Raw genomic sequence first — 18,778 nt, 5'->3', positions numbered from 1 at the left:
CCGGGGTCCACAATTCCCCTGACTGTTCTTCGTCCCTGTCCCCACGGGCGGTGCGTACCGCCCACAAGAGAGAGTGTGAGAGTGCTCGTACTCGTCGCTCCCGGCCAGGGCGCCCAGACGCCCGGCTTCCTGACCCCCTGGCTCGAACTGCCTGGTGCCGCCGACCGCCTCGCGGCCTGGTCGGACGCCATCGCGCTCGACCTCGCCCACTTCGGCACCCAGGCCGACGCGGACGCGATCCGTGACACGGCCGTGGCGCAGCCGCTGCTCGTCGCCGCCGGGCTGCTTTCGGCGTCCGCGCTCGAAGCCGACGCCGGCGCCAACTCCGGCGCGGGCAAGGGCACTCGGCCCGGCGCGGTCGCCGGGCACAGCGTCGGTGAGTTCACCGCCGCGGCGCTCGCGGGCGTGCTCGACGACACCTCGGCGCTCCGCCTGGTCCGCAAGCGCGGACTGGCCATGGCCGACGCCGCCAACATCACCAAGACCGGGATGTCGGCGCTGCTCGGCGGCGAGCCCGAGGTCGTCATTCCGCACCTGGAGAAGCTCGGCCTGACCCCGGCGAACGTCAACGGCGCCGGGCAGATCGTGGCCGCGGGCACCCTGCCGCAACTGGCCGCCCTGGCCGAGGACAAGCCCGAGGGCACCCGGCGCGTGGTGCCGCTGCAGGTCGCGGGCGCGTTCCACACGGAGCACATGGTCACGGCGGTCGCCGCCCTCCAGGAGGCCGCGCAGCAGTTCACGCCCGCCGAGCCCACCGTGACGTACGTGTCGAACAAGGACGGCAAGACCGTGGCCTCCGGCACCGAGGTGATCTCCCGCCTGGTCGGCCAGGTGGCCAACCCGGTGCGCTGGGACCTGTGCATGGAGACCTTCAAGGAGCTCGGCGTCACCGCGCTCATCGAGGTGTGCCCCGGCGGTACCCTCACCGGCCTCGCCAAGCGCGCCCTGCCCGGCGTCAAGACCCTGGCCCTGAAGACACCCGACGACCTCGACGCGGCCCGCACGCTCGTCGCCGAGCACGCAGCCTGAGAAGGAGCTCACGAGCGCATGTCGAAGATCAAGGCCAGTAAGGGTGCGCCGTACGCCCGCATCCTGGGTGTGGGCGGCTACCGGCCGACCCGGGTGGTGCCGAACGAGGTCATCCTGGAGACGATCGACTCCTCCGACGAATGGATTCGCTCCCGCTCCGGCATCGCCACCCGGCACTGGGCGTCCGAGGACGAGACCGTCGCCGCGATGTCGGTCGAGGCGTCCGGCAAGGCGATCGCCGACGCGGGGATCACCGCGGACCGGATCGGCGCCGTGGTCGTCTCCACCGTCTCGCACTTCAAGCAGACCCCGGCGGTCGCCACGGAGATCGCCGACAAGCTGGGCACCGACAAGGCCGCGGCCTTCGACATCTCCGCGGGCTGCGCCGGTTTCGGCTACGGCCTGACGCTCGCCAAGGGCATGGTGACCGAGGGCTCCGCGGAGTACGTCCTGGTCATCGGCGTGGAGCGGCTGAGCGACCTGACCGACCTGGAGGACCGGGCGACGGCCTTCCTGTTCGGTGACGGCGCCGGAGCGGTCGTCATCGGCCCGGCCACGGAACCGGCCATCGGCCCGACCATCTGGGGCTCGGAGGGCGACAAGTCCGAGACCATCAAGCAGACCGTGCCGTGGACCGACTACCGGTCCGGCGAGGTCGAGAAGTTCCCTGCGATCACGCAGGAGGGCCAAGCGGTGTTCCGCTGGGCCGTGTTCGAGATGGCGAAGGTCGCTCAGCAGGCGCTGGACGCGGCCGGGATCACCGCGGACGACCTGGACGTCTTCATTCCGCACCAGGCCAATATGCGGATCATCGATTCGATGGTGAAGACTTTGAAGCTGCCGGAGCACGTCACGGTCGCCCGTGACGTGGAGACCACCGGCAACACCTCGGCCGCCTCGATTCCGCTCGCGATGGAGCGGCTCCTGGCGACGGGCGAGGCAAAGAGCGGCGACACCGCGCTGGTCATCGGCTTCGGGGCGGGTCTCGTGTACGCCGCGACGGTCGTTACCCTCCCTTAGGCACCGTCCGGTTTTTCCGGCCGAAGCCGTCAAAACCCTGTAAACACATGAAGGAGCGCCACATGGCCGCCACTCAGGAAGAGATCGTTGCCGGTCTCGCCGAGATCGTGAACGAGATCGCCGGGATCCCCACCGAGGACGTCCAGCTGGACAAGTCCTTCACCGACGACCTGGACGTCGACTCGCTGTCCATGGTCGAGGTCGTCGTCGCCGCCGAAGAGCGCTTCGACGTGAAGATCCCGGACGACGACGTCAAGAACCTCAAGACCGTCGGCGACGCCGTCAAGTACATCCTGGAGCACCAGGGCTGAGCCACTCGGCTCCCGCCCTCGCGTAACGCCACCCGGCGGTGGCCGTACCGGACGCTCGTGGTCCGGACCCACCGTCCCATCTCGACACGTGGAGAAAGAATTCCAGTGAGCTCGACCAATCGCACCGTGGTCGTCACCGGTATCGGCGCAACCACACCGCTGGGTGGCGACGCGGGTTCCTTCTGGGAGGGCCTCGCCGCGGGCCGCTCCGGCGTCCGCCCGCTCGAGGGCGAGCGCTTCGCCGACCTGCCCGTCCGGATCGCCGCCACCGCGGCGGTCGAGCCGACCGAGGTGCTGCCCCGGCCGCTGGCCCGCAAGCTGGACCGCTCGGCGCAGTTCGCGCTGATCGCGGCACAGGAGGCGTGGCGCGACGCGGGTTACACCGGCAAGGCGGGCGAGGACGGCAACGACATCGCCCCGGACCGGCTCGGCTCCGTCATCGCCTCCGGCATCGGCGGCGTCACCACCCTGCTCGACCAGTACGACGTGCTGAAGGAGAAGGGCTCCCGCCGGGTCTCCCCGCACACCGTGCCGATGCTGATGCCCAACAGCCCCTCCGCCAACGTGGGTCTGGAGGTGAACGCCCAGGCCGGCGTGCACACCCCGGTCTCCGCGTGCGCGTCGGGCGCCGAGGCCATCGGCTACGCGTACGAAATGATCCGCTCGGGCCGTGCCGACATCGTCGTCGCCGGTGGCACCGAGGCGGCCGTGCACCCGCTGCCGGTCGCGGCGTTCGCCAACATGATGGCGATGTCCAAGAACAACGACGAGCCCGAGAAGGCCTCGCGCCCCTATGACACCGCCCGGGACGGCTTCGTCCTCGGCGAGGGTGCGGGCGTGGTCATCCTCGAGTCGGCCGAGCACGCCGCCAAGCGCGGTGCCCGGGTCTACTGCGAGGTGCTCGGGCAGGGCCTGTCCGCGGACAGCCACCACATCGCGCAGCCCGAGCCGACCGGCCGCGGCATCGCCGCCGCGCTGCAGAACCTCCTCGACACCACCGACCTGAAGCCCGCCGAGGTCGTGCACGTCAACGCGCACGCCACCTCGACGCCGCAGGGCGACGTGGCCGAGATCAAGGCGCTGCGCAAGACCTTCGGCGACGAGCTCGACCATGTCGCGATCTCCAGCACCAAGTCGATGACCGGTCACCTCCTGGGTGGCGCGGGCGGCATCGAGACCGTCGCGACGGTCCTCGCGCTGCACCACCGCACGGCCCCGCCGACCATCAACATCGACGAGCTCGACCCCGAGGTGGACGCGGATGTCGTCCGCGGCGAGCCCCGGGAGTTGCCGTCCGGCACGATCGCGGCGATCAACAACTCGTTCGGCTTCGGTGGCCATAACGTGGTTCTGGCGTTCCGTACGGTCTGACGCTGAGCGCTTTTCCCGTACCTGCGCATGACGAAGGCTCACCCGGTTTCGGGTGAGCCTTCGTCATGCATGGGTACGGATCAGACGACTTGGTGCAGCCAGCGCACCGGCGCGCCCTCCCCCGCGTACCGGAACGGCTCCAACTCGTCGTCCCAGGGCTTACCGAGGAGTCTGGACACCTCGGCCTCCAGGTCGCTCTCGCCGCCCTTGGAACGGGCGAGGGCGGCGCGCAGCCGGTCCTCGGGGATCAGGATGTCGCCGTGCATTCCGGTGACGGCGTGGAAGATGCCCAGGTCGGGCGTGGCGCTGTAGCGCTCGCCCTCCGCGTTGGGGCAGGGCTCGGAGGTCACCTCGAAGCGCAGCATCTGCCAGCCGCGCAGTGCGGAGGCGAGTTGGGAGGCGGTGCCGGGTTCGCCCTGCCAGGAGAACTCGGCTCTCCAGGTGCCGGGCGCGGCGGGCTGCCGGATCCAGTCGAGGTTGACGCGTACGCCGAGCACGCCCGCGACGGCCCATTCGATGTGCGGGCACAGCGCGCGCGGAGCTGAGTGCACGTACAGGACTCCACGTGTCGTCACCGGGACCTCCAGGGTGGGTCGAGGATCGCCTTCCCCAGCGCCTCGCCCGTGTGCCGTGCAATACCGACGTAAATGCTGACCAATACCGACGCAAGGCCGACTAACGCCAACTAACTCGGACAGATCTGACGTGATGTAATTTACCGGAACCGAGACAGCGACGTGTCTCTGGGTCGACTGGGGCCAAAGCTATCGTGCGGCGGCGACCCGAGGGTGACGTACCGTCGGTCCCAAGGCCCGGAAACAGTAAGCATTCACCCGGCAGGACGCCAGACTCGTCGCAGAGGGGACGCCACCATGCGGGACACCGGTCGAGGCCGCGCACGTGCCGCCGCCACGGTCGCCGTCGCAGCGCTGCTCGCGGGCGCGCTGGTCGCGTGTGACGCCACCGGCGGGGCGGCGCCCGCGCCACCGGGCACGGCGGCGGCCAAGAAGTCGCCGTCGCCGAAGCCGGAACCGGTCTGGAACACCCGCCCCGCATCGGTCGCGGCGGTCGGCGACTCCATCACGCGCGGCTTCGACGCCTGTACGGTGCTCTCCGACTGCCCGGAGGCGTCCTGGTCGACGGGGTCGGACCGGGCGGTGCGCAGCCTCGCGGTGCGGCTGCTCGGCGCGTCGGCGGCGGCCACGCGCAGCTGGAACTTCGCGCAGACCGGTGCCCGGATGGCTGACCTGCCGGAGCAGATGGAGCAGGCGGCCGAGAAGTCACCGGAGTTGGTGACGGTTCTGATGGGCGCCAATGACGCGTGCCGGGGCGGGCTGTCGGCGATGACACCGGTCGACTCGTTCCGCCGGGACTTCGAGGAGGCGCTGCGGACGCTGCGCCGCGAGGCGCCGAAGGCGCAGGTGTACGTCGCCAGCGTGCCGGATCTGAAGCGGCTCTGGTCCACGGGGCGGGGCGACACGGTGGCCAAGCAGGTGTGGAAGCTGGGCATCTGCCCGACGGCGCTGAGCGATCCGGACGCGGTGGACGCGAAGGCGTCGCGGCGCCGGGACTCGGTGCGGGGCCGGGTGGAGGCGTACAACGAGGTCCTCGGAGCGGTCTGCCGCAAGGACCGCTTCTGCCGCTACGACGGCGGGGCGGTGTACAACTACCGCTTCGACCCGGGCCAGTTGAGCCACTGGGACTGGTTCCACCCGAGCAAGGACGGCCAGTCCCGCCTCGCGAAGCTGGCGTTCGAGACGGTGACGGCGGAGCGGTTGCCGTCTTAAGGCGGGGGTCTGGGCGGGGCCTTGGCCGGGGGTCTGGGGCGAGGGTCTGGGCCGAGGGTCTGGGCCGGGGGTCTGGAGCGCCCAGGGTGTGTCCGGTGGACCGTGGCGCCTGCGGCGAGTTTGCTCCCCTGCCCCGCCCCTTCCCGAAACTGGGGGCCTACGGCCCCCAGCCCCCCACCGGGGGCTTCACCCCCAGACCTTCAACCTACCGGGGGCTTCGCCCCCAGACCCCGCCCGGGCTTCGCCCCCTAACCCCACCCGGGGCTTCGCCCCCTGACCCCCAGGGGTCTGGGGCGGAGCCCCAGTTGTGGGAAGGGGCGGGTAGGGGAAAAAGCCCGCCGCAGGCGTCGTCAAGATGCGCTGGTCACGCCCTGGCGGCTTCGCCACGGGCCCCGGGTGACGGCACCCGGGCCTACGGCACGGCGGGTCAGGATCCGGCGCGGCGGATGTGGGGGACGGCGTGGGCGATGTCCTCGTGGGTCAGGGCCGGGTCGGCGGCCGCCGCCTCGAAGTGGGCCAACACGGCCTCCATGGCGGGTAGTCGGGCGGTGCGTGTGGCCAGGGCGATGTCCTTGACAGCGAGGTCGTTGCCGAAGTGCACGGTGGTCGCGAAGGCGCGGGTGGCGGCGCCGGACAGGGGGCTCCGGTCGAGCGCGTCCCTCGCGGTGGTCTCGTCGAGGCCGAGCGCGTCGGCGAGCCGCATCGCCTCCGCGACCAGGACGACGCCGCCCATCACCGCGGTGTTGACGACGAGTTTGAGCGCGGCGCCGGAACCCAGGGGCCCGATGCGGGTGACGGTGCCGAGCCGGGACAGGACGCCCTCGACCGCCGTCACGTCCGCTTCCGTACCCCCCGCGAGAATGCCGAGCCCACCGGCCGCGGCCTTGTCCGTGGAGCCCATGACCGGGGCATCGACCAGGCCGATGCCGTGCGGCAGCCGCTCCGCGAGGTCTCGTACGGCGTCCGGGCCGACGGTGGACATCTCCGCCCAGTGCGTGCCGGGCCGCAGCACGTCCGGGCCGGTGAGCTGTTCGGCCACGGCGTTCAGGGCCTCGGGACCGGCCAGCATGGTGAGGACGACATCGGCTCCGCGTACCGCCTCGGCCGGGGTCGCGGCCTGCCGCGCGCCCGCGGCGACGAGCGGCGCGGCCTTGTCGGGGGTGCGGTTCCAGACGGTCAGCGGATAGCCGGCGCGGAGCAGCCGACCGGCCATGGGGGCGCCCATGTGCCCGAGCCCGAGAAAGGCGATCTGTTCCATGGCGTCGACGCTAGGCCGGGGCGCGTGATGCGACAAGCGAATGTCTAGCATGACACCCATGCGTAAGCGGAATGGCTCATCTGCATCCGGCCCGGCCCGCCCCGACCTGTCCACGGCCTGGCTGCGGGTCTTTCTGACGGTCGCCGAGCAGGGCTCGTTCACGGGTGCCGCGGCGTCCCTCGGCTACACCCAGTCCGCGATCTCCCGTCAGATCTCCGCCCTGGAGTCCGCCCTCGGCGGCGCGCTCCTCTTCGACCGGCTGCCCCGCGGCGTACACCTCACCGAGCACGGCCACGCCCTGCGCCCGCACGCCGAGGCGATGACGGCCCAACTCGCCCGCGCGCGCACCGACTTGACGGATCTGCACCGGCTGAACAGCGGACGGCTGAGAGTCGGGGCGTTCCCCACGGCGGACGCGGCGCTGCTGCCGCACGCGATCGCGGCGTTCCGGTCCCGGCACCCCGCGGTGACCCTCACCCGCCAAGAGGGCCTGACGGCCGCGCACTTGGCGGGCCTGGACGCCGGGGAGCTGGACCTGGCGGTGGTCGCCACGACGGCGGGCGGCGCCGCCCTGGAACCGTACGAGCTGCGTCATCTGCTCGACGAGCGCATGTACATCGCCGTACCGGCGGGCCACCGGCTCGCGGCCCGGCGCCGCGTCCGCCTCGCCGAACTGGCCGATGAGGACTGGATCTCCGGCAGCCCGCGGATCGAGCACAGCCTGCTCGGCCCGGCCGCGGCGACCGGCTTCCGCCCCCGAATCACGGTCGTGGCGGCGGAGTGGATCGCGAAGCAGGGCTACGTGGCCGCGGGTCTCGGAGTGACCCTGATCCCGGCCCTGGCCGCGGACTCGGTACGCCCGGACATCGCGCTGGTGGCCCTGCACAAGACGGACGCCCCGGCGCGGGCGGTGTACGCGGCGACGGCGCGGGGGCGGTCGCTGTCACCGGCGGCAGCAGCGTTCCTCGAGGAACTGGCCGACGCGGCGGCGCGATTCGCTCCCGACTGACGGGCGTACGACGGACGAACGAGGCGTGGAGAGGGCAGGTGTGCCGGTAGGCCGGTACGGGCGGGCGGGGGCTGACAGCGGCTCAGCGGCGGAGGCCGATGGTCTTGTCGGCCGGAGGGGCCTTGACCTTAACCGACTTGTCGAAGTCGGAGAACTCCGCGGCGATGGTGGCGTTCTCGGCCTTGGACCTGCCGGTGATCCTGAGCGGATACGGCTTGCCCTCGGTCGCGATGAACGCCTCGGCCTCGACGGTGTCGGTGCGGGCCGAGATCTGGATGACAGGCTTGCCCTCGACCTTGGTCGTCGACCCCTTGGTGAGGCGCGCCTCGGCGGCCTTCTCGGACTGCTGGCTCAGCCGACGCTCGATCCCGTCCAGATCGCAGAGCGGGGCGATCTCGGCCCCCTGCGGGCTCTTCACGGTCGTCGCGATGTACGCGCCGTCGCGCAGCCTCGACTTGGCCCGGTCCGTCAGGCCGGGCAGCCGGGCATCGATCCACCGCTCGTCCGGCTGGATCCACAGCTTGTCGCCCTGCCGGATCAACTCGAAGCTCCCGGCGTACTGTTCGACGGTGCCGGTGCAGTTGGCGTCGCGGTCCATGGACAGGTCGAGCTCTCTGACCGACGTCACGGAGCGCGCCTGTACGTCTGCCTCGACGTGCACGGAGGACAACCCCTTGACGGCCTTGCGCGCCTCCCGCGCGATTTCCTCTGCGCTCAGATCCGCGACCCCGTTGTCATCGCCCGCGGCAACCACGGGTGACGCCAACGCACCCACCAGGGCGGTCGTACAGACGGTGACGCCCACAGTTCTCAGCGTCGTCTTACGGCTCCGGGTCCGGGTCCGTGGCCTCCGCATGGGACTACCTCCCGTCGGGGATGCTCCACCTCAAACCGTAGGACGTGGACCGTTCGGGTGCATGTCGGCCCGTCGTACGCGGGTCACACCCCGGTCCGCCCGTCAATGCGCTCACGCAGCAGATCGGCGTGCCCGCAGTGACGGGCGTACTCGGCGATCATGTGGGTGAAGATCCAGCGCAGCGTGACCTCGCCACCCATGAACGGGCTGGTGTCGTCGAGGGCGCGGGAAGCGCAGTTGTCCCGAGCATGGGCGATCTCGTCCCGCCAGGTCTTTACGGCCTGCCCGAAGGCGACGTCGGGGGCCAGCTCGAAGCCCCCGTCCACGCCGTCCGGATCGGCCTCGGGATCATAGATCGGCGGAACCTGCTCCCCGGCGAGCACCCGCCGGAACCAGTTCCGCTCCACCTCCGCCATGTGTTGCACCAGGCCCTGCAGCGTCAGGCCGGAGGGCGCCACGGATGCCTGGCCCAGCTGTTCCTCGCTCAGCCCCTCGCACTTGAGCGCCAACGTGTCCCGGTAGAAGTCCAACCACCCGACGAGGGTGTCCCGTTCGTCCGCCTTCATCGGCGGCATGCCTCGCTCGGACTGTACGGCGGCGGTGGTGTTCTCTTCCGTACTCACGGACGCATCGTCTCACCTCGCTGTGGGCGGCTGCTCAGGACTTCGGCCCACCCGGCACATCTCGACAGGCGGGTGCTGTGACGGCCTCCTGGCCGTGCTCGCCAAGTTGATAGCAGAGCCCAGCGTGTAATTGTTCGGCCTCGTGCGGGGACAGCGCCAACTCGATGTCGCCCACATGCTCTCCGTCCTTGACGAGCCAAAGAGGGAACGCAATCAACCCGTCCTCGGTGGGGTGGGGGCGCTTGGTAGCCAGGAGCTCGACGCGCCAACCCTCCTCATGGTTCCTGCGTGTCATGCCCGCTCCTTGATCCACTCTGCGAGTCGTGCGACGAGATCGGCTGAGGCTCCCCCGAGGTGGACGTGTGCCCGGTCTTCTACGCTCGGGACGTCACCCCGCAGCGAGGGAAGCGCGAAGCCTGCCAGGGCGAGTGCGTCCCTGAGTCGGTCGGCCGCCTCGTGGCCCGCGAGTAACGCGTCCTCGGCGGCTGGTAGTCGTCGGTCCATCAGCATCCCGTTCTCGGTGGGCAGTTGGGTGTTCAGCTCACAGACTCTCGCCGAGTGATCAACGTCACTAGTGGCATGTGTAGTGGCAGTGCCGCCCGAGCGCGCCTGTAGTCGGGATCCGTGACGGTTCCGGGCGCATCATGGAGCCATGGCCATTGGGGACTTGGTGCGGGATCTGCGTGCGGCGCGCGGCTGGTCCCAGGGACGGCTGGCGGAAGAACTCACGAAGAGCGCCGGTTGCAACATCACACGGGAGTACATCTCTCGGCGCTGGGAGAGCGGCAGGTTCGAGCCGAGCGCGTTCTGGCTGCGACACCTGTCCGCCGTCCTTGACGTACCGCTGGCAGTACTGGAGCACGAGTCTGTGAAGCGAAGGACGTTCATCACCGACGTGGCCGCGACGGCGATCGCCCCCATCGTCGCCTCCGACCTGATTGCCGAAGGCTTCTCCGCGCGGTTGGCGGGGGCGGGCCCGGCGGCTGACGAGTGGGAGGCCAAGCTGGCCGCGTATGGGCACGACTACATGTCCATGGGGGCGGCGGACATCCAGCGGCGGTTGGCCGGAGAACTGGTCGTATTGCAACAGCAGTTGGACGAGCCACGGTTGTGGACGGTCGCGGCGCGGCTGATGACGCTGTACGCCAAGACGTTCCCGGGCTCGGACGGTGCGAAGGCCGTCGGTTGGTACCGGATGGCCGCTCAGGCGGCGGACCGCTCGGGGGACGAGCGCACCCGCGTGTGGGTACGGGGCCGGGCAGCCATCGCGCTCGGATACGAGGGAGCCTCGCTCGGCGTTGCGGACATGTTCGGCGACCAGGCCATCGGCATCTCGGACAGGCCAAGCCTGGGCCGCTTGAACGCGATCATGGGCAAGGCGCATGCCTCGGCCCTACGGGGTGACACCGAGACCGCTCGAAGTCTGGTCGAGGAAGGGAAGCGGACCTTCGACGCTGCGGGGTCTCACGAGCAGACCTCGGATTACGGAGTTCCGTACTGGCGCATGAACGTCTTCCTCAGCCTCCTGCTCGCCAGGCTCGGGGACGAGAAGCACGCGGTTGAGGCGCAGGACGCCGCCTTCTCCGAACTTCCGGAGTCATTGCCCCGGTTCGCCACCCATCTGGAGATACACCGGGGTCTCATGCTCGCGAGGGCGGGGGATCGCGACGGCGGCCGGGCGTACGCACAGAAAGCGCTCGACAAGCTGCCCCCTGAAAAGCACAGCCTCACCCTGCGGATGCTCATGGACGAGATCAAGCGCTGACCACGTGCCCATACTCCACCCCCACCGCCTGGGGGCACTTCACGAAGGAGCTCCGTGGTGAGCAGGGACCCCGAACCGTTCGACGTCGACGAATTCCTCGCCCGGTCCCTCACCGCACGTCTCGCGACCAGGGGGCCCAACGGTCCTACCGTGCGGCCCGTTTGGTACCTGTGGGAGGACCGGGCCTTCTGGGTCATCACCGGGCCCTGGGCCAGGCTGCCCGAACAGGTACGGAAAGACCCACGGGTTGCGCTCGTCGTCGACGAGTGCGACCTCGGCGCCGGGCTGGTCCGGCAAGTCACCGCCCGCGGCCGCGCCGAGCTCCTGCCGTTCGACGCCGAGCGCGGATGGCGCAAGCTCTCCCGGTATCTCGGGACGGACGAGTCACGGTGGGATCCGCGGTTCGTGCGGTATCTGCGGGCGGATCCGGAGGAGTTGGGGACCCGTTGGCTTCGGCTTGTGCCCGAGGCGCTGAACGCCAAGGACCTCAGTTACCTCGTCGAGGCGTAAGCCTCAGTTGGACGGGGCGAAGGCCAGGCTCACGCCCAGGCCCGCCAGGACCGAGCCGATGGCCTTGTTCAGGACCTTCTGGGCGCGGAGCATCCGCTCGCGCAGGCGGGTCCGCGAGAAGAACAGCGCCACCACCGCGAACCAGCCCAGGTGGGCCGCCGACATGAAGAGGCCGTACCCCGCCTGGCGGGCCAGGCCCGTGTCCGGGTTCACGACCTGCGTGAAGGTCGAGACCACGAAGAGTGTTGTCTTGGGGTTCAGGACGTTCGTCAGGAAGCCCGCGCGCAGGGAGGCCCAGGGGGTGAGTTCCGGTTTCGACTCCAGGTCGATCTCCGTCGCTCCCCGCGAGCGGAAGGTTTTCACGCCCACCCAGATCAAGTACGCCGCGCCTGCCAGTTTGATGATCGTGAACAGGGTTGTTGACGAGGCGATCAGGAGGCCCACGCCCAGCATCGTGTACGTGACGTGGACCAGGACTCCGGCCGCTACCCCTGTCGCCGCCAACAGGCCCGTCGTACGGCCGTACAGATAGCTGTTGCGGACGATCATCGCGAAGTCCGCGCCGGGGCTGATGACGGCCAGGATCGTTATCGCGGCTACGGCCAACAGTTCGGTCATGGGGTGATCTTGCGGTGGTCGTCCGCCGTCTGCAAGGCCCCGCCCCCGTCGTTCTCGTCGCTCTCGTCGTTCTCGTGCCTCAAGTCCCGCACCATCAGCGTCGCCCCCGCCACCGCGCCCGGCATGAGGAACACCGCCACGAACGGGATCAGGAAGCAGAGGCCGAGCGGGACGCCGAAGCCCCACGTCACCATGCGGTTCCCGCGCAGCAACGCCAGCTGTGCGCGGGCGGCTTCGCCCCGGCGCTGCAGTGGCACCGACACCAGTTCCTGTGCCAGGAAGAAGCCCGTCACGAAGAAGCCGATGACCGGGACCACCGTCTGACCCAGGACGGGGATGAAGCCGAGGGCGAAGAGCAGCAGTGCCCAGCCCAACGCCCGTACCAGGATGCGGAGGCTGTCCCGCGCCGAGATCCACAGGTCCCGCCACAGCGGCAGGTCCGTCGACGGGGCCGTGCCGTCCGGGGACTGGTCCTTGTCCACCCGTTCCGACAACGCCTCGTAGAAGGGCTGGCCCACGAGGAGCGTCACCGCCGTGAACGTCAGGACCGCCAGGAGCAGGCCGAGGGCGATGACCAAGGCCGTCAAGAAGCCCCGGAACAGGCCCAGCCACGGGGACGACCAGCCGTCCGCGAACGGCGTCGCCCAGTCCACGAAGTCGTTCGCCCCCAGCGCCAGCGCCGTCAGCGCCGCCGCGTACCCGACGAGCGTGATGAGCCCGGGGAGCAGGCCCAGGCCGAAGCTCCGGCCGTGCTTGCCCACCCAGCGCTGGCCCTTGAGGAGATAGCCGAGTCCGGCTCCGAAGTCGCGCATCGCTTGCATGGAGGTCAGCCTAAGCGGGATGGCAAAAGGCTCTTGTTGCGGGTGAGTTGATCCGGTAGACCTCGCGTACCGATCTCTTGGAGGTACGTGTGGGCATACCGAGACCTCTCCTCGTGGCAGGCGCCGTCGTGCTCGGTGGGGCGCTGCTCGCGCCGACGTCCCCCGCCGTCGCCGGCCCCGAACCCGGGCCCGTGCGCGAGCGGGAGAGCGTGCGCGACGCCGCCACCACACCCGCCGGGCCCGCCACCCGGGCGCTGAAGGAGCAGACACCCGACCTCGCCTCGCGCACCGGCGGCTACCCGCGCGAGCAAGTGCTCGACCCGCCGCCCGAAAACCCCGACGACAAGTCGGTCAAGCTGGGTCTCACCCCGTACCACGCCATCGCCCCCAAGCTGAACGAGCTTCAGGAGCTCGGCGAGCGGGTCAGCGTCGAGATCGCCGGGGAGTCGGCCGAGGGGAATCCGCTCTATCTCGTCACCGTCACCTCGCCCGAGTCCGCGAGCGAGGCGAGCGCGCAGGACCGGATGCGGCAACTCATCGAGGACGCGCCCGCCGAGGCCGCCAAGGATGAGGAGATCAAGGACACGTACAAGACGCCCGTTTTCGTCAATAACAACATTCATGGGAACGAGTGGGAGGGGACCGACGCCGCGCTCGAACTCATCGAGGAGCTCGCCACCTCCGACAGCAAGCGGACCCGCGAACTGCTCGACCGGTCCCGGATCTACTTCAACGTCACCGCCAACCCCGACGGGCGCATCGCCGGTACCCGCGCCAACGGCAACGGCTTCGACCTGAACCGGGACTTCGTGACCGCCTCGCAGCCCGAGACCCGGGCCATGCGGCAGATCGCCATCGACAAGCAGCCCGCCGTGATGATCGATCTGCATGGCTATGTGAACGGGACCTTGATCGAGCCCACCACTCCGCCCCACGGCGAGAATTACGAGTACGACCTCTTCCTGAAGAATACGTACGCCAACGCCCTCGGCATGGAGGCCGCCGTCAACGGGCTCGGGTACACGGAAGAGAAGGACGGCGTGGAGCCCGCCGTCATTCCCTTCCGGGACCAGGAGGAGGGCTGGGACGACTGGCCGCCGATCTTCACGCCCCAGTACATGCCGTTCCACGGCGCCGTCGCCGCGCACACCATCGAGTTCCCGATGGCCGTGAACAACGACGAGTACGACGAGCTGCCGGTCCGCGAACTGCGGCGGCGGTCCGCCATCAACGTCGACATCGCGGGCGCCGCCATGCGGGCCACGCTCAAGTGGCAGTTGCAGAACCGCACTTCGGTCGTCGGCGATCAGATCGAGACCTTCCGGCGGGCCGAGGCCGGGGAGAAGCAGGTTCCGGTCTCCGCGGAGACCGTGCCCGGGGTGCCCGGGATCGGGCCCGAGGACGTCTACACCACCGACTTCCCGCGCGCGTACGTGATTCCGGTCGGCGACGGACAGCGGTCCGATGCCGATGCCGAGCGGCTCGTGCGGCATCTGCTCGACAACGATGTGCGGGTGGCGCGGGCCACTCGGGACTTCCGGATCGCCGGACGCTCGTACTCCCGTGGCTCGTACGTCGTCGATATGCACCAGGCCAAGCGGGCCATGGCCAATGTGCTGCTCGCGGACGGGCGGGACATCAGCGACAAGGTCGGCACCATGTACGACATCTCCGGGTGGTCGCTCGGGCTGCTCTGGGGGGCCACCGTCGAGGACGTGCCCGAGGGCGAGCGCGGGGGCGAGCGCGGCGACGCTGGGCTGCCCGCCGGGCTGCGTCCGGTGCGTGATGTAAGCGGTGGGACCGGTGGGAGCGGTGGGAGCGGCGAGTTGGGGCTCGATACGGACGGTGCCCGGGTTGCCGTGGCCGCCGCGCCCGGTGAGCTGTTCGCGCTGCGCGAGATGGGCTTCGAGGCGGAGCCCGTGTCGACGGCCGTCCTCAATGAAGGGTTCGACTGGTCGGGCGTGGCTGCCTTGTACGTCTCCGGGGGCCTGGATCACCGCAAGTTGGGCAAGAAGGCGCGGGCCGCGCTCGACGCGTTCCTCGCGGACGGTGGCCGGGTCGTCGCGCGCGGCGCGAGCGGGGCCGCCTTCAACACCGAGGCCGGGCTCCTCGCCGCGAAGGCCGTCGCCGGGAACGGGGACGCCAACGGGGTCGTACGGGTGCGCAATGCGGAGGACAGCGCGGTGACCGGGGGCGCCCCGGCGCACAGCTTCACGTACGGGCCGATGTGGTTCACCGACCTCGGGGCCGGGGTGCGCGTCGACCAGGCGTACGCCGCCGGGAACCCGCTCGTGTCCGGGCACTGGCGGCCCGCGGCGGACGGTTCCGGGGGTCCGGGCGACGCGGCCGGGCAGGCCGCCGTGGTCAGCGGGCGCGCGGACAACGGTGCGCACGTGGTGCTCTTCGGCACCGAGCCGATGTTCCGGGACCACCCGAAGGGGATGTTCCCGCAGGTCGCGCGGGCGCTGCTGGCGGAGTGACGGGCCATTGAACGCCAAGGGGCGGGCTTGGGGTTTCTTTCCCCAGTCCCGCCCCTTCCCGTAACTGGGGGCTACGCCCCCAGACCCCCGTATCGCGCTGAACGCGCTCGTCCTCAATCGCCGGACAGGCTCAAACGTGGTCAGGCCACGGCGAGGCTGACCTCGATGTTGCCGCGGGTGGCCTTGGAGTACGGGCAGACCTGGTGGGCCTTCTCCAGGAGCTCCTTGGCCTTGGCGGCGTCCACCGTGGGTATGGAGCCCTTGATGGCGACGATGATGCCGAAGCCCTCGTCGTTGGAGCCGATACCGACCTCGGCGGTCACGAGGGAGCCGGTGATGTCCACCTTCTCGTTGCGGGCGACGACGCCGAGGGCGCCCTGGAAGCACGCCGCGTAACCGGCGGCGAAGAGCTGCTCGGGGTTGGTGCCCTCGCCGGAGCCGCCCAGCTGCTTCGGCGGGTTGACGACGACGTCGAGCTGGCCGTCGTCGGCGGCGACGCGACCGTCACGGCCGCCCTCCGCGGTGGCGATAGCGGTGTACTTCACGTCGGTCTGCTGAATGGCCATTTGAGCGATTCCTCCATAGTTGTGCCGCCCGAGCTCGCGCCCACGACCCGGGGGCTCCTGCTCAGACTAATGGGTGGGGTTCCGGTTCACGGAAGCGTGGTTCCGCGAACCAGAAAAGGATCAGTGGCGGGGGGAAACGACCATCTTTCCGGTGTTCTCGCCGCGGAGCATGCCGAGGAAGGCGTCCACGCCGTGCTCGATGCCCTCGACGAAGGTCTCGTCGTACTTGAGCTCGCCGCTCGCGATCCACGAGGCGACGTCCTGCACGAACTGCGGCTGCAGGTCGGCGTGGTCGTTGACGAGCATGCCCTGAAGGCGGAGCCGCTTGCCGATGATCATCATCATGTTGCGGGGGCCGGGCGTCGGCTCGGTGTCGTTGTAGCCCGCGATCATGCCGCAGACGGTGACGCGGCCGCCCACGTTGAGGCGGCTGATCGCGGCCTCCAGGTGGTCGCCGCCGACGTTGTCGAAGTAGACGTCGATGCCCTCGGGCGCGGCCTCCTTGAGCTGCTCGGCGACCGGGCCCTTCTTGTAGTTGAAGGCCGCGTCGAAGCCGTACTCCTCGACCAGCTTCTTGACCTTGTCGTCCGAACCGGCCGAGCCGATGACGCGCGAGGCGCCCTTGATCCGGGCCAGCTGGCCGACCTGGCTGCCGACGGCACCGGCCGCGCCGGAGACGAAGACGGCGTCGCCCTCCTTGAAGGACGCGACCTCGAACAGGCCCGCGTAGGCGGTCAGGCCCGGCATGCCGAGGACGCCGAGGTAGGCGGAGAGCGGGGCGAGCGAGCCGTCGACCTTCTTGGCGTGCTCGGCCGGCAGGTCGGCGTAGTCCCGCCAGCCCAGGCCGTGCAGCACGTGGTCGCCGACCTGAAAGCCCTCGGCGTTCGAGGCGATGACCTCGCCGACCGCGCCGCCGTCCATGGCCTTGTCCAGCTGGAAGGGCGCGACGTACGACTTCACGTCGTTCATCCGGCCGCGCATGTACGGGTCCACGGAGAAGTGCAGATTGCGGACGAGGATGCGGCCCTCGGCCGGGGCGCCGAGCTCCACCTCGCGCAGGGCGAAGTCCTCGGCCTTGGGCCAGCCCTGCGGGCGGGCGACGAGGTGCCACTCGCGGCTGGTGACGGGGAGCGCGGGGGTGGTCATGGCTGCGGCCTCCTGACTCAGGTGATGCATGATTACTTCATGACGTGAAACAACCATGCGCCTAGATATTTCATGTTGTCAAGTAAATGGGTAACCTGGTGACCATGGCCCCCGAACGCACCCCCCGCACCGACCCGCTGACCCTCGAGGTCGTCGAGCTGATCGGCACCGTCGTATCGCGCTACTACGACGAGTACGACCGGGCGGCCACCAAGCACTCCCTCACCGGCGCCCAGGCACGGGTCCTGGCACTGCTCGCCCTGGAGCCCATGCCGATGCGCCGGATCGCCCAGAAGCTGAAGTGCGAGCCGTCGAACGTGACCGGCATCGTGGACCGCCTGGAGGCCCGCGGCTACGTGGCCCGGCGGCCCGACCCGGCCGACCGGCGGGTCAAGCTGGCGGCGCCGACGGAGGAGGGGGCACGCACCGCCCGGGCACTCCGCGAGGGCCTCGACGACTTCGCCCGCGAACCGCTCGGCGAGCTGTCCCGGGAGGAGCGGGTGGCGCTGCGGGATCTGCTGCGGCGAATGCTGGGGGACGACACCGCCTGACCTGGGCCCGGCGGTCTGGGCCCGGCGGTCTGCCCCTCGCCGAGCTGTTTGGCGAGAATCCCTTACGTGCACCACCACAAGAACCGTGTGCACGTCTCCGTCTCCGACGGGGTCGGCTTCGGGTCCGAGGTCTCGGGCGGGGTCGGCCGCGGGGGCCGGGACGACGGGCGCTGGGTGGTGGGGCGGGAGGTCGGCGTGGACGACTCGTCCGGCTCCGAGGATTCCTTCGGCTTCTTCGGCTTCTTGGTTGTCTCGTCCGGGCTTACGGAGTCCGTGGGCGTCGCCGAGTCCGCGGGCGAGGTGCGCGACGGGGAAGTGCGGTCGGCCCGGTCCGGGGTGGACGTCTCCGTCTCCGACGGGGTCGCGCCCGTGGCGTCGTCGGGGGTCCCGTCCGGGGACGTGGAGCCCGCGGCCCGGTCGTCCGTCGGGGCCTGCGCGCCCAACTCGGTCACGGCGACCGCGCCCGCGGTCAGGACGAGGCCCGCGCCGAGCAGGAAGACCCGGTTCCGGCGGCGGCGGTGCCGGCGCAGCATGGTGCGGCGCTCGGCGCGGGTGCGCTCGCCGCGGAGCCGGGAGCGTCGACGTCCGGCGGTCCGCGTCTCCTCGCCGTCCCCCGCTCCGGCCTCCGCCAGCGCCTCGGCCGCGGCCGCCTCCTCGGCGTACCGGCGGCAGGCCTCGGCAGAGGTGCCGCAGCCCGGGCACGCCAGGGCGCCGTTGAGATGGCGACGGCATGGGTGGCAGTAGTCCATAGGTTCGAGAGGCTAGGGCGGGATGCGTAACGGCTGAGGCAGGAGGTGTGAAAGTTGTGTGCCGAAAGTGGCTGCTCAGGATTGAGCTCGCGAGGGCGTGTCCGGCGGAGCTTGGCGCCTGCGGCGACCCTATTTCCCCTACCCGCCCCTTCCCACAACTGGGGCTCCGCCCCAGACCCCTGGGGGTCCAGGGGTCGAAGCGCCCAGCGGGGTTAGGGCGTTTCTCTTGGATCATCGTGCGGCCCAGAGGAAGATGCCTGCGATGAGTAGTCCGGCCTGGTAGATGGCGGCGGTTTTGTCGAAGCGGG

General features: G+C 70.3%; 20 protein-coding genes. 10 read left to right on the top strand and 10 right to left on the bottom strand.

The genetic code is table 11. The annotated features are described in order from the left end of the window. The first annotated feature begins 81 nt into the window (after window positions 1-81). The 4 genes from ACWD10_RS31235 (at window position 82) to fabF (ending at window position 3,731) form a co-directional block, all read left to right on the top strand. Entirely contained in the window at window positions 82-1,029 is a 948-nt protein-coding gene (locus ACWD10_RS31235) for an ACP S-malonyltransferase (RefSeq protein WP_451097021.1), read from the top strand. 18 nt (window positions 1,030-1,047) lie between these two features. Next, a complete protein-coding gene (locus tag ACWD10_RS31230; protein ID WP_451097019.1) occupies window positions 1,048-2,049 on the top strand; it encodes a beta-ketoacyl-ACP synthase 3 in 1,002 nt (333 codons plus the stop codon). Between the two features lie 62 nt (window positions 2,050-2,111). After that, on the top strand, window positions 2,112-2,360 hold the full coding sequence (locus ACWD10_RS31225; protein ID WP_451097017.1) for an acyl carrier protein: 249 nt from the start codon (window positions 2,112-2,114) through the stop codon (window positions 2,358-2,360). 105 nt (window positions 2,361-2,465) lie between these two features. Continuing rightward, a complete protein-coding gene (gene fabF / locus ACWD10_RS31220) occupies window positions 2,466-3,731 on the top strand; it encodes a beta-ketoacyl-ACP synthase II (RefSeq protein WP_451097015.1) in 1,266 nt (421 codons plus the stop codon). Between the two features lie 80 nt (window positions 3,732-3,811). Here the strand turns inward: fabF and ACWD10_RS31215 are convergent, their stop codons facing one another. Next, window positions 3,812-4,306: a DUF3145 domain-containing protein gene (locus ACWD10_RS31215; RefSeq protein ID WP_451097013.1), complete on the bottom strand. Its 495-nt coding sequence runs from the start codon at window positions 4,304-4,306 to the stop codon at window positions 3,812-3,814. 297 nt (window positions 4,307-4,603) lie between these two features. Between ACWD10_RS31215 and ACWD10_RS31210 the strand changes: the two genes are divergently transcribed. Continuing rightward, a complete protein-coding gene (locus tag ACWD10_RS31210; protein WP_451097011.1) occupies window positions 4,604-5,518 on the top strand; it encodes an SGNH/GDSL hydrolase family protein in 915 nt (304 codons plus the stop codon). A gap of 427 nt (window positions 5,519-5,945) precedes the next feature. Here the strand turns inward: ACWD10_RS31210 and ACWD10_RS31205 are convergent, their stop codons facing one another. Beyond that, on the bottom strand, window positions 5,946-6,776 hold the full coding sequence (locus ACWD10_RS31205; RefSeq protein ID WP_451097009.1) for an NAD(P)-dependent oxidoreductase: 831 nt from the start codon (window positions 6,774-6,776) through the stop codon (window positions 5,946-5,948). A gap of 49 nt (window positions 6,777-6,825) precedes the next feature. Here ACWD10_RS31205 and ACWD10_RS31200 point away from each other — a divergent pair, with 49 nt between their 5' ends. Beyond that, window positions 6,826-7,785, top strand: coding sequence for a LysR family transcriptional regulator (locus ACWD10_RS31200; protein ID WP_451097007.1), 960 nt, complete (start codon window positions 6,826-6,828; stop codon window positions 7,783-7,785). A gap of 82 nt (window positions 7,786-7,867) precedes the next feature. Here ACWD10_RS31200 and ACWD10_RS31195 read toward each other — a convergent pair whose 3' ends face one another. The 3 genes from ACWD10_RS31195 to ACWD10_RS31185 form a co-directional block, all read right to left on the bottom strand. Then, on the bottom strand, window positions 7,868-8,590 hold the full coding sequence (locus ACWD10_RS31195; protein WP_451097005.1) for a hypothetical protein: 723 nt from the start codon (window positions 8,588-8,590) through the stop codon (window positions 7,868-7,870). Window positions 8,591-8,724: 134 nt separating this feature from the next. Next, window positions 8,725-9,216 carry a DinB family protein gene (locus ACWD10_RS31190; RefSeq protein WP_451097075.1) on the bottom strand — a complete coding sequence of 164 codons (492 nt, stop codon included), beginning with the start codon at window positions 9,214-9,216 and terminating at the stop codon, window positions 8,725-8,727. An 82-nt stretch (window positions 9,217-9,298) separates the two neighbouring features. Then, on the bottom strand, window positions 9,299-9,559 hold the full coding sequence (locus ACWD10_RS31185; protein WP_451097003.1) for a hypothetical protein: 261 nt from the start codon (window positions 9,557-9,559) through the stop codon (window positions 9,299-9,301). 357 nt (window positions 9,560-9,916) lie between these two features. On the opposite strand from ACWD10_RS31185, the gene ACWD10_RS31180 reads away from it, so the two are divergent. Together ACWD10_RS31180 and ACWD10_RS31175 are read left to right on the top strand one after the other, a co-directional pair. After that, window positions 9,917-11,029, top strand: a complete 1,113-nt coding sequence (locus tag ACWD10_RS31180) for a helix-turn-helix domain-containing protein (RefSeq protein WP_451097001.1) — start codon at window positions 9,917-9,919, stop codon at window positions 11,027-11,029. 57 nt (window positions 11,030-11,086) lie between these two features. Next, window positions 11,087-11,539 carry a pyridoxamine 5'-phosphate oxidase family protein gene (locus tag ACWD10_RS31175; protein ID WP_451096999.1) on the top strand — a complete coding sequence of 151 codons (453 nt, stop codon included), beginning with the start codon at window positions 11,087-11,089 and terminating at the stop codon, window positions 11,537-11,539. 3 nt (window positions 11,540-11,542) lie between these two features. On the opposite strand, the gene ACWD10_RS31170 is transcribed toward ACWD10_RS31175, so the two are convergent. Together ACWD10_RS31170 and ACWD10_RS31165 are read right to left on the bottom strand one after the other, a co-directional pair. Next, on the bottom strand, window positions 11,543-12,157 hold the full coding sequence (locus ACWD10_RS31170) for a LysE family translocator (protein WP_451096997.1): 615 nt from the start codon (window positions 12,155-12,157) through the stop codon (window positions 11,543-11,545). After that, window positions 12,154-12,969 carry an EI24 domain-containing protein gene (locus ACWD10_RS31165; RefSeq protein WP_451097074.1) on the bottom strand — a complete coding sequence of 272 codons (816 nt, stop codon included), beginning with the start codon at window positions 12,967-12,969 and terminating at the stop codon, window positions 12,154-12,156. The genes ACWD10_RS31170 and ACWD10_RS31165 overlap by 4 nt, the downstream gene beginning before the upstream one ends. A gap of 98 nt (window positions 12,970-13,067) precedes the next feature. Here ACWD10_RS31165 and ACWD10_RS31160 point away from each other — a divergent pair, with 98 nt between their 5' ends. Beyond that, the gene (locus ACWD10_RS31160) at window positions 13,068-15,458 is read left to right on the top strand and encodes a M14 family zinc carboxypeptidase (RefSeq protein ID WP_451096995.1); all 2,391 of its coding nucleotides are present in this window, start codon (window positions 13,068-13,070) and stop codon (window positions 15,456-15,458) included. 140 nt (window positions 15,459-15,598) lie between these two features. Here the strand turns inward: ACWD10_RS31160 and ACWD10_RS31155 are convergent, their stop codons facing one another. Continuing rightward, window positions 15,599-16,024: an organic hydroperoxide resistance protein gene (locus ACWD10_RS31155; RefSeq protein ID WP_451096993.1), complete on the bottom strand. Its 426-nt coding sequence runs from the start codon at window positions 16,022-16,024 to the stop codon at window positions 15,599-15,601. Window positions 16,025-16,144: 120 nt separating this feature from the next. Next, entirely contained in the window at window positions 16,145-17,170 is a 1,026-nt protein-coding gene (locus tag ACWD10_RS31150; RefSeq protein WP_451096991.1) for an NADP-dependent oxidoreductase, read from the bottom strand. A 104-nt stretch (window positions 17,171-17,274) separates the two neighbouring features. Here ACWD10_RS31150 and ACWD10_RS31145 point away from each other — a divergent pair, with 104 nt between their 5' ends. Next, entirely contained in the window at window positions 17,275-17,721 is a 447-nt protein-coding gene (locus ACWD10_RS31145; RefSeq protein ID WP_451096989.1) for a MarR family winged helix-turn-helix transcriptional regulator, read from the top strand. 62 nt (window positions 17,722-17,783) lie between these two features. Here the strand turns inward: ACWD10_RS31145 and ACWD10_RS31140 are convergent, their stop codons facing one another. Beyond that, a complete protein-coding gene (locus ACWD10_RS31140; protein WP_451096988.1) occupies window positions 17,784-18,470 on the bottom strand; it encodes an SCO2400 family protein in 687 nt (228 codons plus the stop codon). Between the last annotated feature and the right edge of the window lie 308 nt (window positions 18,471-18,778).

The sequence above is a fragment of the Streptomyces sp. NPDC002851 genome, from assembly GCF_053591935.1.
The sequence above is the reverse complement of the archived record's forward strand: the minus strand, read 5'-3'. Positions and strand labels throughout refer to the sequence as shown.

Excerpts from the sequence above, each read along its gene's own strand:
- ACWD10_RS31230 (WP_451097019.1), top strand. The coding sequence starts at position 1,048 with ATGTCGAAGATCAAGGCCAGTAAGGGTGCGCCGTACGCCCGCATCCTG.
- ACWD10_RS31225 (WP_451097017.1), top strand. The coding sequence starts at position 2,112 with ATGGCCGCCACTCAGGAAGAGATCGTTGCCGGTCTCGCCGAGATCGTG.
- ACWD10_RS31210 (WP_451097011.1), top strand. The coding sequence starts at position 4,604 with ATGCGGGACACCGGTCGAGGCCGCGCACGTGCCGCCGCCACGGTCGCC.
- ACWD10_RS31205 (WP_451097009.1), bottom strand. The coding sequence starts at position 6,776 with ATGGAACAGATCGCCTTTCTCGGGCTCGGGCACATGGGCGCCCCCATG.
- ACWD10_RS31200 (WP_451097007.1), top strand. The coding sequence starts at position 6,826 with ATGACACCCATGCGTAAGCGGAATGGCTCATCTGCATCCGGCCCGGCC.
- ACWD10_RS31190 (WP_451097075.1), bottom strand. The coding sequence starts at position 9,216 with ATGCCGCCGATGAAGGCGGACGAACGGGACACCCTCGTCGGGTGGTTG.
- ACWD10_RS31185 (WP_451097003.1), bottom strand. The coding sequence starts at position 9,559 with ATGACACGCAGGAACCATGAGGAGGGTTGGCGCGTCGAGCTCCTGGCT.
- ACWD10_RS31180 (WP_451097001.1), top strand. The coding sequence starts at position 9,917 with ATGGCCATTGGGGACTTGGTGCGGGATCTGCGTGCGGCGCGCGGCTGG.
- ACWD10_RS31170 (WP_451096997.1), bottom strand. The coding sequence starts at position 12,157 with ATGACCGAACTGTTGGCCGTAGCCGCGATAACGATCCTGGCCGTCATC.
- ACWD10_RS31165 (WP_451097074.1), bottom strand. The coding sequence starts at position 12,969 with ATGCGCGACTTCGGAGCCGGACTCGGCTATCTCCTCAAGGGCCAGCGC.
- ACWD10_RS31155 (WP_451096993.1), bottom strand. The coding sequence starts at position 16,024 with ATGGCCATTCAGCAGACCGACGTGAAGTACACCGCTATCGCCACCGCG.
- ACWD10_RS31150 (WP_451096991.1), bottom strand. The coding sequence starts at position 17,170 with ATGACCACCCCCGCGCTCCCCGTCACCAGCCGCGAGTGGCACCTCGTC.
- ACWD10_RS31145 (WP_451096989.1), top strand. The coding sequence starts at position 17,275 with ATGGCCCCCGAACGCACCCCCCGCACCGACCCGCTGACCCTCGAGGTC.
- ACWD10_RS31140 (WP_451096988.1), bottom strand. The coding sequence starts at position 18,470 with ATGGACTACTGCCACCCATGCCGTCGCCATCTCAACGGCGCCCTGGCG.